The sequence below is a fragment of the Streptomyces niveiscabiei genome, assembly GCF_033794345.1.
GTDB lineage: Bacteria > Actinomycetota > Actinomycetes > Streptomycetales > Streptomycetaceae > Streptomyces > Streptomyces niveiscabiei.
The window spans coordinates 1-11,546 of the sequence record NZ_JARAYJ010000080.1; the positions used below are offsets into that span (position 1 = coordinate 1).

An 11,546-nucleotide genomic window follows, 5' to 3' on the forward strand; every position below is an offset into this window, starting at 1 on the left:
CTCCCCCAGTGCCCGAAAGGCCTGGGAGGTACCCCCATGGGGCGGCACGGGTGGGCTGGGGGTCCCCCCTGCTCGAAGAGCTTGGGGGAGGCACCCCGCAAGCGCGGGCAAGCGCCAACGCCCCCACCCCAGCCGCACCGAACCCCGGTCCATTAGCCTCGCTCGGGCCAGACCGGCCCCTCGTCCGTCCAGGTCACGCCCTTGTTGCGGCACAGGCAGAACGGGTGGCCGATGGGGTCCGTGTAGACGCGGAAGCCGTAGCCCTCCGCGTCCGTGCAGTCCCGCTGGAGGCTCGCGCCGAGGTCCAGGATCCGGCGCTGCTCCGCCTCGATGTCGTCGACCTCGAAGTCGAGGTGGAACTGCTTGGGGTGCTCGGCGTCGGGCCACTGGGGGGCGCGGTAGTCCTCCACCTGGATGAAGGCCAGCTCGATCGCACCGAACCGGATCCCGGCCCAGTGCTCGTTGCTGTCCTCCTTGACCGGCACCCCGGTGACCTCGGAGTAGAAGGCGGCCAGCTTCATCGTGTCCGGACAGTCGATGATGAAGTCGGTGAGTCGTAGCATCCCGCGATCCTGTCACGAGATCGCGGGAGCCAGGCGCCGCGCCCCGTCAGATCTCCGTGACCTCCAGTTCCCCCTCCGCGTACCGCCGCCGCAGCACCTTCTTGTCGAACTTGCCGACGCTGGTCTTCGGCACGGACTCGATCACCGTCCACCGCTCGGGCAGCTGCCACTTGGCGACGCCCCCCTCGTCCGCGAGGAAGGCCCGCAGCTCGGCGAAGTCGGCGGCCGACCCCTCCTTCAACACGACGGTGGCGAGGGGCCGTTCCCCCCACTTCGCATCCGGCACGGCGACCACCGCGGCCTCGGCGACAGCGGGGTGCGCCATCAGCGCGTTCTCCAGATCCACGGACGAGATCCACTCACCCCCGGACTTGATGACGTCCTTCGCCCGGTCGGTGAGCGTGAGGTACCCGTCGGGAGAGATGGTCCCCACATCACCCGTCTTGAGCCACCCGTCCGCGCTGAACTTGTCCTCGGGCCGCAGGAGTTCGGCGTCGGGCCCGTTGTAGTACGCCCCGGCGATCCAGGGCCCGCGGACTTCGAGCTCACCGGCGGAGGCCCCGTCCCACGGCACTCGCTCACCCCCGGGACCGGTGAGCCGCGCCTCGACCCCGGCGGGGAACCGCCCCTGCGTGACCCGGTACGCGAACTCCTCGTCCGTACCGATGACATGGGCGGGCGGCCGGGCGATCGTGCCGAGCGGGGACGTCTCGGTCATCCCCCACGCGTGGCAGACCCGCATCCCGAGCTCGTCGAACGCGGTCATCAGCGCGGGCGGACAGGCGGATCCCCCGATGGTGACCTGCTGAAGGCTGGACACCTCGCGCGGCCGGGCCTTGAGCTCGGCGAGCAGGCCCTGCCAGATCGTCGGCACGGCGGCGGCGTGCGTCGGCTTCTCCGACTCGATCATCTCGGCGAGCGGCCCGGGCTGGAGGAACCGGTCCGGCATCAGCATGTTGACGCCGGTCATGAAGGTCGCGTGGGGCAACCCCCAGGCGTTCACGTGGAATTGGGGCACGACGATCAGCGAGAGGTCCTCGTCCGTGAGCCCCATCGACTGCGCCATGTTGACCTGCATGGAGTGCAGGTAGATGGACCGGTGACTGTAGACAACTCCCTTGGGATCACCGGTAGTTCCGGACGTGTAGCACATCGACGCGGCACTGCGCTCGTCCAGCTCGGGCCAGTCGTACGCGGTCGGCCGCCCGGCGATCAGCTCCTCGTAGTCGTGCACCCGTACGGCCGCGCCCGCGAGCCCGGACCGGTCCCCGGGCCCCGAAATCACCACGTGCTCAACGGTCTTGAGGTGCGGCAGCAGCGGAACGAGCAGCGGCAGCAGCGAGCCGTTGGCGATGACGACCTTGTCCTGCGCGTGGTTGGCGACCCACACCAACTGCTCGGGAGGGAGGCGGAGGTTGAGGGTGTGCAGGACGGCGCCCATGGAGGGAATCGCGAAGTATGCCTCGACATGTTCCGCGTTGTTCCACATGAGAGTCGCTATCCGCTCATCTCCGGTCACTCCCAGTTCATCGCGCAGCGCATGCGCCAACTGGGCCGCCCTGCCCGCCACTTCGGCGTAACTCCGGCGCTGCGGCTCCACCTCGCCCGTCCAGGTCGTCACCTGCGAGGACCCATGGATCGCGGCCCCATGCGTCAGGATCCTCGAAATCAGCAGCGGTACGTCCTGCATCGTGCTCTGCACGGCGTCCTCCCGGGCGACATTGCCTGCGACGGAACTGGTTGAGGCCGATTCTGCGCACATACCGATCGGTATGTCACTAGGAAGGGGCCGATCGATCGGCTCACATTAAAGCGAAGGTCAAATACCCAGGTGAGCGAAACAGCGATCCGCCCCCGATCACCCCCTCAAGCACTCTCCGGCATCACATTGGCAAACGCTTCCGCCCCGAACGGAGCGCCCTCGTACGTGTACGGATACTCCAGCCCCGCAGCCGCGTACGCCGCAGCCCGCCGCCGCTCCCGCTGAAGCTCGACCTCGGCGGCCTCGGCCCACGCCCGCGCCTCGGCCTGCCGCCGGAAGATCGCGGCGGCCTCTTCCTTGGACGGCGAGGTCCAGGGGCGTGACCAGGGGCTTTCGGGAATGACGGGCTCGAGGGCCGGGGCTGCGGGGGCTTTCACGCAGCACTTGCGGCGGCTACCGGTGGCGGGCAGGAGGAGGGCGATCAGGGTGCAGAGGTACGCCAAAAAGGCGTGCGCGATAGAGTTGCGCATGGCGACAGGTTCCTTTAGCGAGAGATTGTCGTCAGGCCCCATCAGCAGAGTGTTTGCTGCACTCTGAGTCCTGGTGGGGCCACTTTTTGTTGTGGCTGAGGAGCACCGTAGCACCGAGATCGCCGAGTTGAAGCAAATCCCAGCGAACTCGGCAACTTTTTCTGTGAGTTGGCGGTGACGTCACGTCATCCGCGCGATGCACCGTCCGGCCACACCACGTCACGGACTGGCCGGCCACCCCACACAGCAAGCAGCCTGTCGTACGTCCCGGTGATCGAAACGCACTTGACACCACGAACGGCGCCTCTGGCCCGACTGCGCGCTGAGCCAGAGACGCCGTTGTCGTTTCCGCGTATGCGGCTACGCCTCGTCGTCCTCGTCTTCTTCGGAGTCTTCGTCGACGTCGCCCGCCGCCTTCGAGGCGGGCTGGGCCTCAAGTACCTCATCGCCCCGGTAGTAGCGCCACGCGCTCGCGTACTCCGTGTCGCGGTCGTCGTACATGATCACGTACCCCATCAGAGCGCTGATCTGCCACGACGAGGGAAGCGCTCGCGCCACGAGTTCGAACACGCCGTTCGCCGTCATCTCGAATTCGGGGACCGCTACGGCGATGTTCTTGAACTGCGACGACTCCTTGTAGCGGAAGTTGTACGGCAGACCCTGCTTCATCTGCTGAAGCAGATCATGCAGTGACTGCTCGCCCGGAGTCAGCCCGTCGACCATACGGTGAAGGTCGATGGGAAACAACATGTCGAAGTGATTGGCCTTGAGTACGGTCCTGTCCCGGTTGCGGCCGGGGTCCTTGTTACCGAACCCGTTCGCGTTCCAAGGGATGTGGCCGGATGCCTTGTACTTCTTGATGAGAAGCTTTTCCGGAGCGACCGCCGAAAAGTCTTCCGCGACGTAGAGACACTTGAACGTCATCTCGTCTATCGAGATCTCTCGACGCCCGGAGATCTTACGCAGATGATTACCCAGGCGGGACGACAGCGGTTTGTCGGCCTTTCCTACATAGACCAAATCCTGATCGGGCCCTCGGTGTAGTTGATAGACCCCGGAACGACTCTGTAGCTTCTCAATCCTGGCGCGTTCGTCCAGTGCGTCGAGATTTTCCTGAGTCAGCGGTGCCGGAGTCAGTTTGTCCAACGCCTCCGCCAACTGATCACCGAGCGCTCTGGTGATGCTGAGGCGGAACTGATCGCTGAACTGGTCGGTCATGTGGGCACCCCGTCCCCTATGAAACTCCTGATCACGCGCACCCTACCTGGGGCAACTGGGGGACACGCGAGATAAGTTGCGGGATACGCCGCCATGATCACAAACTCCGCGGTACGCTTCTCTCATGCCTGAGCTGCGAGAAGAACGCCAAGAGGTAGGGACCTGTGTCGAGCTGTTCGCCGGCGGCGGAGGGCTCGCGATGGCTGTGCACGCGGCGGGCTTCCGCCCGCTCCTGGTGAACGAGTACGCCAAGCGGGCGTGCGAAACCCTGAGCGGCAACCCGCCGGACCCAAACGAGCCGACCACTCGTTGGCCGCTCATTCCAGGCGACGTACGTGACATCGACTTCACCGATGTCGTCACGGGCGAGGTCGACGTCCTCGCCGGTGGACCACCCTGCCAGCCATTCAGCCTAGGGGGCGCGCACAAGGGCATGGAAGACGAGCGGAACATGTTCCCGCAGATGTTCCGCGCCATTCGGGAAATGCGGCCAAAGGCAGTCATCTGCGAGAACGTGCGCGGCTTGCTCCGGCCGTCCTTCGAGCCCTACTTCAAATACATTTTGAACGAAATGCGTCTTCCGTTCGTGGAGCGCGACAAGGAAGCAACGTGGGAAGAGCACAACGAAACCCTTGAGAAGCGGATCGCCAACGACTCCGTTGACCTCTCCGAGAGATACATGGTCAAGGAGATGGAGGTCAACGCGGCCGACTACGGCGTGCCACAGATTCGAAAGCGAGTGATCATCATCGCATTCCGCGCCGATCTCGGTATCGACTGGGCCAAGTTCATGCCCAAGGAGACACACTCCGAAGAGTCGTTGATCCATTCCATGCGCGAGGGCGGACCCTACTGGACAGAACGACACAAGAAGGTACCTGCCGATGTACGCAAGCGTGTCATCGCCAACCTTCCGGCACTTGACTACGAGAACAAGAAGGTCAAGGAGAAGCTGAAGCTGGAGCCATGGCGCACACTGCGTGACGCTATCGAGGGAATCGATGAGAACGAGGGGAATCCCCTTCCGTACGTTACGGAAGAAGCCGTAAAGAACAAGCTCCCCGTGGGCACCGTCCCCGATCACATCGGATGGCCTGGGGCTCGTATGTACACCGGGCACACCCCGAACCTGCTGGACCGGCCCGCGAAGACTGTGAAAGCGGGCGTACACGGCGTCCCGGGCGGGGAATCCGTCATGCAACTCGACGATGCGAACTTCGCGAACTTCGGGGGTGGAGACGGATACCGCTACATGACCGTGCGCGAGACCGCACGAGTCATGACCTTCCCGGACCGTTGGCTTCTCAGCGGGCCACGGGGAGAGAAGATGCGGCAACTGGGCAACGCCGTGCCCGTCAAGCTCGGGACGGCCTTCTCAAAGGCCGTCGCCGAAGCTCTCAAGTCAGTTGGGGCTCTGGAGGACCCGGAGAAGCGGAAATGACCGAAGCCGCGAACGATCGACAAAGGCGTTGGAAGGATCGGATGCCTCCCGATCGGGCGTGGAAGCCGCGGGCAGGGATGAGCAGGGAGGCCCGAGCTTCTGAGCAGGACCGGGCCGCCAGCAGCCGCCTCGCTCGCGCGGTCGACCTCGGCGAGGGCCGATTCGCGCGGGCATCTATCGCCTTGCGTCTCTATCGCGGCACTCGCCGTATCCGCGCGTACCTACGGTGGTCCCAAGAGGGCGAGACACAGGAACGGTATGTCGGAGAGGTAGACGCCGAGACGCGCGCCGCGAACCTGGCGCAGGCATGGCAGATGGCTCACGTTGCCGGTCTCGTGACCACCGAGACCGTACCTCCCAGCTCACGAGCTTCCTCCGCCGCGTCCCGAGCGGTCATGTCCGCCAACAAGGGACGGGACACGAAGCCCGAGAAGCTGTTGCGGTCCGCGCTCCACAGACACGGGCTGCGATACCGCGTGGGAGTCAGACCGCTCCCCGATCTACGCCGGACAGCCGACGTGGTATTCACCAAGGTCCGCGTCGCCGTCTTCGTCGACGGTTGCTACTGGCACGGCTGCCCTGAACACCACCGGCCCGCGAAGAAAGGGGCGGCATTCTGGCAAGAGAAGATTGCCGGAAACCAGGCACGTGATACCGAGACCAACGAAGCCCTGCGCAACGCGGGTTGGCTCGTCATCCGTGTATGGGAGCACGAAGATCCGGAGCGAGCGGCGCAAGCGGTGCTCCAGGCAGTGAGGTCAAGGCGGTGACACAGCGCTCCTTGCGGCTGCGGAAAGCCCGTAAGGAGCGCCGTCGTTGGTCCTTTTGGATCAGTCGGTCGTGCTTAGCCGGCCATCAGCGATCGCCTCGACGAACGTAGCCAAGCGTCCTCTGTCCAGCAGAAGAGCAGGGCCGTGGGGGGTCTTGCTGTCGCGGACGGCGATCGTTCGGTCGTCGACGACGCCGCACTCGACGCACTGCGTCCCTGCGTCGCTGTACGAGGACTTCCGCCACGCCAGAGGGAGAGTCGAGGCGTCGTCAACGTGGGTCATGTCGTGCTCTTCCTTATTTCTGTGATCAGTTCCACCGAAGCCTCGACCGAGAGCGCCGCAGCGCTCAGGCGCTGCCAGGCATCCCGGTGAGCGGCGACCTTGTCGCGCTCTTCGATGTACAGGGCCGTGGTCAGCCCCTCTGTGTGCACCACGTCAAGGTCCGCGTGAGGCCCGAACCCGAGTATCGCGAAGCTACCCAGCTGGCCAACGTTCAACGGGGCGCCGGAAGGCAGTACTTGTACGTTGACGTTCGGCCGCTTGCCCATGGTGAGGAGTCGGCCCAACTGGTCGTGCATCAGGCCGTCGACTTCCGACGTGGACCGTAGAGCACCCTCGGCAATGATCGCCCACAGAGTGAGGGGCTCATCGCGCGTGAGCACCGCCTGACGCGCGAGCCTCACCTCGACCAGGGCATCGACCCGTGCCTCGACAGCCTCGGACATCGCGGCTGCCCGCATAAACTCCCGCGCATACTCGCCGGTCTGGAGCAGGCCAGGGATGGCGCCCAGTTGCCACCAGGAGATCGATTCCGCCTCGGCCTCCAGGCTGATCAAGTCCTCGTACACGGGCGTAAGTACACCCCGATACGAATGCCACCACCCCCGCTGCGCGCCCTCCTTGGTGAGCGCGATCAACGCGGCACGCAACTCGTCGTCGACCTCACGCCCCAACTCGGCGTACAGATCCAGCAACGCGTCGATGTCCTTCGCCTTGGCCGGACTCTTCGCCGTCTCGATGCGCGACAGCTTGGACGTCACGAACTGGCCGCCCGAACGCTCCGAAACCTCTTCCAGGGTGAAGTCACCGCGAAGTGCCCTGAGCTTCGCACCAAGGCGCCGACGGCGCACAGTGGGCGCACTCACGTCGTATCCGTCCCCTCCCGAGTCCTGGCGGACAGTCTGCCGCGCCGTCTCATCACCTGTCACCTGCGTACTTGACATGCCCTCCCCTACTCGAACAGTCATATGCAAATTTCTACAGAATCACGGAACTGCTTGCGTCACAGGTCGATTGGGGAGCAACCTAGTGTGGCGAAATGCACATGAAGCCACGCTCGCGTCATGCATCCGACGCGCAGAGTGGCCGTCTCCCATGAGGGGATTTGCATGATCGAACGACCACTAGCAACCTCGCCCGCACCGCCGCCGGTTCTCGTACTCCCCGGCGACCCCTCCTCCGCCGGAGTCGCCCGGAGATTCGTACGTGCGTACGTCGAGTACCACGTACCGGGCGTACCTGAGGACTACGTCGAGAACATCGCCCTCGTGACCTCAGAGATGACCACCAACGCCATCCGTTACGGCACCGAACCCGGCGACTCGATCCGGATCACCATCGACGCGGACGACCAGGAGGCCCGCATCGAGGTCCAGGACCCCACCCGGCGTGCGCCGAGGCGGCGGCCGGAATCTGGTGAACGCGGAAGGGGGCGGGGGCTGTTCATCCTGGACGCCGTCTGCGGGGACGACTGGGGGTGTCGGCCCGCGCCGTTCGGCAAGGTCGTCTGGGCGCGGGTACGCGCGCCGAAGGTGTCCGCACCCGGCGCCGGGTTCGTCGCCGGGCTCACCGTCCTCACGTGGCTGGACTTCACGCCCGCCGGGGTCACGCCGTGGCTGCTGATCGGGCATCCGCCGCCGTACCGCCCGAACGAGACCGCCGAGTCGATCGAGAAGGGGCTGCGCGCCATCGGCACCGCCCTGCGGCTGCGGCCCGCCGCCGAGCGCGTGCCCGGCATCGGGGACCGGCTCCGGCTGGGCGGACGGACGGTCGCGCTCGACTACGGGCACGAGCACTGCCTGCTGCGCGTACCGGACGCCGACGAGAAGTGGCGTACGCAGGTCGGTCAGGGCAGCGCCGTATGCCTGGCCGTCTGCCTCGACGCGCTCCCCGTGGGCGTCGGCGTCGAGGACGCCGCCGAGCTGATCCGGCGCGCCGGCGCCGAGGGCCGGGTGCTCCTGGGGGCGGCGGGGGTACGGGGTCGCTGACGTACGGGAACGGGTCGCCCCGGGGTGTAGGAGACTCCGGGCCGACCCGCCGAGCCCGACCCTACAAGCCGCGTACGACCGCCCTGCCGCAGGAGGAACAAAGGATGACCACCGTCCGAGAACTGCGCCTGCACCGGAAGTACTACGACCTGGTGGTGGCCGGGGTGAAGACGGTCGAGGTACGGGTGCGGTATCCGCGGCACGCGGATCTCGTCGAGGGGGACGTGATCCGGTTCCGGGTGGAGGGGGCGGGTGATACCTGCGACGTACGGGTCACCCGGGTCACCGAGTACGCCGACTTCGGGGCGCTGCTCGACGGGGAGGGGCCGGACGCCGTGAACCCTACGGCCACTCGGGAGGAGCAGCTCGCCGCGATGCGGGCCATCTACCCGCCGGAGAAGGAGGCGCTGGGCGCGCTGGCGATCGGGATCGAGCTGATCGGCGTCTGAGCAGGCCCCCTCAGTCGCGGGCCAGCTCCAGCTCAGGGTCCTCGCGGAGTTTGCCCAGCGCCCGCGACACCGCCGACTTCACCGTGCCGATCGAGACGCCGAGGACCTCGGCGGTCTGGGCCTCGCTGAGGTCCTCGTAGTACCTGAGGACTACCATCGCGCGCTGGCGGGCGGGGAGCTTCAGGATGGCTCGCCACATCGCGTCGTGGAGTGCCTGCTGCTCGGCCGGGTCGTCGAGGGCGAACGAGGGCTCGGGAAGCTCGTCGCACGTGAACTCGTCGACCTTGCGCTTGCGCCACTGGGAGGTGCGCGTGTTGAGGAGGGCGCGGCGGACGTAGCCGTCGAGCGCGCGGTGGTCCTCGATGCGGTCCCAGGCGACGTAGGTCTTCGCCAGGGCGGTCTGGAGGAGGTCCTCCGCATCGCACGGATTCGCGGTCAGCGAGCGGGCGGTGCGCAGGAGCACCGGCTGCCGGTCCCGGACGTAGGACGCGAACGACGGGTACGGGCGGACGGTGGTCCGCGCCCCGCGGTTCGAAGCGCTGGTGCAGACGGGTGTGGTCATGTCTCCACGCTAGGAGGGAGACCGTGTCGTCCGGATCGCCCGCAGGTCCCGAAGACGAGTCCCCCTCAGGTTGTAGGGGTAGGGCAGGCCCCACCTCCTGAAGGTGGAGCGACGGCACCCGGGTACTACGGGATGACCCCTGGGGGGTCAGCTGTCCGCCGTAAGGATCAGACCGGAGGTCGGTACCCCGGTACCGGCCGTCACCAGCGCGCTCTCCGCCCCAGCCACCTGGTTGACGGCCGTCCCGCGCAGCTGCCGTACGGCCTCGGCGATACCGTTCATACCGTGGAGGTACGCCTCCCCGAGCTGCCCCCCGTGTGTGTTCAGCGCGAGCCGCTCCTCCGCGACGTAGCCCCATCCCTCCCCAGGACCACAGAACCCGAACTCCTCCAGCTGCATGAGGACGAACGGCGTGAAGTGGTCGTACAGGATCCCTACGTCGATGTCGGCGGGCGTGAGTCCCGAGGCGCGCCAGAGTCTCCGCGCGACCACCCCCATCTCGGGGAGTCCCGCCAGGTCACCCCGGTAGAAGCCGGTCATCGCCTCCTGCCCCTTCGCCGCGCCCTGCGCCGCCGCCGCGACGAGTACGGGGGGCCGCGCCAGGTCCCGCGCGCGCTCCGGGGTCGTCACGATCAGCGCCTGGCCGCCGTCGGTCTCCTGGCAGCAGTCGAGGAGGCGCAGGGGCTCGACGATCCAGCGCGACGCCGCGTGGTCCTCCAGGGTGATGGGACGACCGTAGAAGTACGCGGCGGGGTTGGTGGCGGCGTGCTTGCGGTCGACGACCGCCACGTGGCCGTACGCCTCCGGGGTGAGGCCGTACGTGTGCAGGTAGCGCTGGGCGGTCATCGCGACCCACGACGCGGGGGTGAGGAGGCCGAAGGGGAGGGTCCAGCCGAGGGCGACGCCTTCCGCGGACGGCTCACGCCGGGTCACCCCCGAGCCGAAGCGGCGGCCCGAGCGCTCGTTGAAGGCGCGGTAGCAGACGACGACCTCCGCGGTACCCGTCGCCACCGCCATCGCCGCTTGCAGGACCGTCGCACAGGCCGCGCCGCCGCCGTAGTGGACCCGGGCGAAGAACCCCAGCTCTCCTATCCCGCAGGCTTGCGCGAGGGTGATCTCGGGGTTCGTGTCCATCGTGAACGTCACCATGCCGTCGACGTCCGTGGGGCGCAGTCCGGCGTCGGCGATGGCCGCGCGTACGGCTTCCGCGGCCAGGCGCAGTTCGCTGCGGCCCGAGTCCTTGGTGAACTCGGTGGCGCCGATGCCGGCGATGGCCGCGCGTCCGGCGAGGGTCATCGGACCGTCACCTCCACGGTGCCCGTCACGTGCCGCCCCCGGCTGTTCTCGCCGGTGACCCGGACCGTCACCTCGTCGCCCTCGACCCGCTCGACCCGGCCCGTCAACTCCATGGTGTCCCCGGGGTAGTTGGGGACTCCCAGCCTGATGGCGACCTTGCGCAGGCGGGAGTCGGGGCCGAAGTGGTCCGTGATGTACCTGCCCACCAGGCCGTTGGTCGTGAGGATGTTCATGAAGATGTCCGGGGAGCCCTTGGCGCGGGCGGCCTCGGGGTCGTGGTGGACGTCCTGGTAGTCGCGGGACGCTATCGCCCCGGCGACGATCAGCGTGCGGGTGATCTCGACGGCGAGCGGCGGGAGTTCGGTGCCTTCCCTCATGCCGGGCCCTCCCCCGCGCGGAACACCGGGAGCGTCAACTCCTCGTCGTACGCCCGGAATTCGAGCGTCACCGGCATCCCGATGCGGACCTTGTCGTACGGCACGCCGAGCACGTTGCTCACCATCCTCGGGCCTTCCGCGAGTTCGATCAGGGCGACGGCGTACGGGGGGTCGAAGGCCGGGAACGGGGGGTGGTGCATGACGACGTACGAGTAGACCGTGCCCTCGCCGGACGCCTCCCGCGTGTCCCAGTCCGGGGAGCCGCACTCGGCGCAGCCGGGGAGCCACGGGAAGCGCAGGGCCGTGCAGGCGGTGCAGCGCTGGAGGAGGAGGCGGTGGTGCCGGACGCCGTCCCAGAAAGGGGAGTTGTC

The 11,546-nt window shown here is 67.1% G+C and carries 14 protein-coding genes; 4 read left to right on the top strand and 10 right to left on the bottom strand.

Annotated features, from left to right (window positions below):
• Positions 1-152: 152 nt before the first annotated feature.
• The 4 genes from PV682_RS43540 to PV682_RS43555 form a co-directional block, all read right to left on the bottom strand.
• The gene (locus PV682_RS43540) at positions 153-563 is read right to left on the bottom strand and encodes a VOC family protein (RefSeq protein WP_319738421.1); all 411 of its coding nucleotides are present in this window, start codon (positions 561-563) and stop codon (positions 153-155) included.
• Between the two features lie 46 nt (positions 564-609).
• Positions 610-2,265 carry a long-chain fatty acid--CoA ligase gene (locus PV682_RS43545; RefSeq protein ID WP_319738424.1) on the bottom strand — a complete coding sequence of 552 codons (1,656 nt, stop codon included), beginning with the start codon at positions 2,263-2,265 and terminating at the stop codon, positions 610-612.
• A gap of 164 nt (positions 2,266-2,429) precedes the next feature.
• A complete protein-coding gene (locus PV682_RS43550) occupies positions 2,430-2,795 on the bottom strand; it encodes a hypothetical protein (protein WP_319738426.1) in 366 nt (121 codons plus the stop codon).
• Between the two features lie 360 nt (positions 2,796-3,155).
• The gene (locus PV682_RS43555; protein WP_319738427.1) at positions 3,156-4,013 is read right to left on the bottom strand and encodes a GIY-YIG nuclease family protein; all 858 of its coding nucleotides are present in this window, start codon (positions 4,011-4,013) and stop codon (positions 3,156-3,158) included.
• Positions 4,014-4,137: 124 nt separating this feature from the next.
• Here PV682_RS43555 and PV682_RS43560 point away from each other — a divergent pair, with 124 nt between their 5' ends.
• Together PV682_RS43560 and PV682_RS43565 are read left to right on the top strand one after the other, a co-directional pair.
• Positions 4,138-5,454 carry a DNA cytosine methyltransferase gene (locus tag PV682_RS43560; RefSeq protein WP_319738428.1) on the top strand — a complete coding sequence of 439 codons (1,317 nt, stop codon included), beginning with the start codon at positions 4,138-4,140 and terminating at the stop codon, positions 5,452-5,454.
• 314 nt (positions 5,455-5,768) lie between these two features.
• The gene (locus tag PV682_RS43565; protein ID WP_319738442.1) at positions 5,769-6,224 is read left to right on the top strand and encodes a very short patch repair endonuclease; all 456 of its coding nucleotides are present in this window, start codon (positions 5,769-5,771) and stop codon (positions 6,222-6,224) included.
• A 60-nt stretch (positions 6,225-6,284) separates the two neighbouring features.
• Here the strand turns inward: PV682_RS43565 and PV682_RS43570 are convergent, their stop codons facing one another.
• The gene (locus PV682_RS43570; RefSeq protein WP_319738429.1) at positions 6,285-6,506 is read right to left on the bottom strand and encodes a DUF397 domain-containing protein; all 222 of its coding nucleotides are present in this window, start codon (positions 6,504-6,506) and stop codon (positions 6,285-6,287) included.
• Positions 6,503-7,369, bottom strand: a complete 867-nt coding sequence (locus tag PV682_RS43575) for a DUF5753 domain-containing protein (RefSeq protein ID WP_319738430.1) — start codon at positions 7,367-7,369, stop codon at positions 6,503-6,505. The genes PV682_RS43570 and PV682_RS43575 overlap by 4 nt, the downstream gene beginning before the upstream one ends.
• Before the next feature lie 243 nt (positions 7,370-7,612).
• Between PV682_RS43575 and PV682_RS43580 the strand changes: the two genes are divergently transcribed.
• Both PV682_RS43580 and PV682_RS43585 read left to right on the top strand, forming a co-directional pair.
• On the top strand, positions 7,613-8,491 hold the full coding sequence (locus PV682_RS43580; RefSeq protein ID WP_319738432.1) for an ATP-binding protein: 879 nt from the start codon (positions 7,613-7,615) through the stop codon (positions 8,489-8,491).
• A gap of 104 nt (positions 8,492-8,595) precedes the next feature.
• Positions 8,596-8,940 (top strand): ASCH domain-containing protein, encoded by a 345-nt coding sequence (locus PV682_RS43585; protein WP_319738434.1) that lies wholly within the window; start codon positions 8,596-8,598, stop codon positions 8,938-8,940.
• 10 nt (positions 8,941-8,950) lie between these two features.
• Here the strand turns inward: PV682_RS43585 and PV682_RS43590 are convergent, their stop codons facing one another.
• The 4 genes from PV682_RS43590 to PV682_RS43605 form a co-directional block, all read right to left on the bottom strand.
• Entirely contained in the window at positions 8,951-9,502 is a 552-nt protein-coding gene (locus PV682_RS43590; RefSeq protein ID WP_319738436.1) for a SigE family RNA polymerase sigma factor, read from the bottom strand.
• Positions 9,503-9,649: 147 nt separating this feature from the next.
• Positions 9,650-10,798 (bottom strand): lipid-transfer protein, encoded by a 1,149-nt coding sequence (locus tag PV682_RS43595; RefSeq protein ID WP_319738438.1) that lies wholly within the window; start codon positions 10,796-10,798, stop codon positions 9,650-9,652.
• Complete coding sequence (locus PV682_RS43600) at positions 10,795-11,175, bottom strand: MaoC family dehydratase (protein WP_319738439.1); 381 nt, start codon at positions 11,173-11,175, stop codon at positions 10,795-10,797. The genes PV682_RS43595 and PV682_RS43600 overlap by 4 nt, the downstream gene beginning before the upstream one ends.
• On the bottom strand, positions 11,172-11,546 hold a 375-nt coding region (locus tag PV682_RS43605), incomplete at its 5' end, for a Zn-ribbon domain-containing OB-fold protein (RefSeq protein WP_319738441.1). The genes PV682_RS43600 and PV682_RS43605, both read right to left, overlap by 4 nt.

Excerpts from the sequence above, each read along its gene's own strand:
- PV682_RS43540 (WP_319738421.1), bottom strand. The coding sequence starts at position 563 with ATGCTACGACTCACCGACTTCATCATCGACTGTCCGGACACGATGAAG.
- PV682_RS43550 (WP_319738426.1), bottom strand. The coding sequence starts at position 2,795 with ATGCGCAACTCTATCGCGCACGCCTTTTTGGCGTACCTCTGCACCCTG.
- PV682_RS43555 (WP_319738427.1), bottom strand. The coding sequence starts at position 4,013 with ATGACCGACCAGTTCAGCGATCAGTTCCGCCTCAGCATCACCAGAGCG.
- PV682_RS43560 (WP_319738428.1), top strand. The coding sequence starts at position 4,138 with ATGCCTGAGCTGCGAGAAGAACGCCAAGAGGTAGGGACCTGTGTCGAG.
- PV682_RS43565 (WP_319738442.1), top strand. The coding sequence starts at position 5,769 with ATGGCTCACGTTGCCGGTCTCGTGACCACCGAGACCGTACCTCCCAGC.
- PV682_RS43570 (WP_319738429.1), bottom strand. The coding sequence starts at position 6,506 with ATGACCCACGTTGACGACGCCTCGACTCTCCCTCTGGCGTGGCGGAAG.
- PV682_RS43580 (WP_319738432.1), top strand. The coding sequence starts at position 7,613 with ATGATCGAACGACCACTAGCAACCTCGCCCGCACCGCCGCCGGTTCTC.
- PV682_RS43585 (WP_319738434.1), top strand. The coding sequence starts at position 8,596 with ATGACCACCGTCCGAGAACTGCGCCTGCACCGGAAGTACTACGACCTG.
- PV682_RS43590 (WP_319738436.1), bottom strand. The coding sequence starts at position 9,502 with ATGACCACACCCGTCTGCACCAGCGCTTCGAACCGCGGGGCGCGGACC.
- PV682_RS43595 (WP_319738438.1), bottom strand. The coding sequence starts at position 10,798 with ATGACCCTCGCCGGACGCGCGGCCATCGCCGGCATCGGCGCCACCGAG.
- PV682_RS43600 (WP_319738439.1), bottom strand. The coding sequence starts at position 11,175 with ATGAGGGAAGGCACCGAACTCCCGCCGCTCGCCGTCGAGATCACCCGC.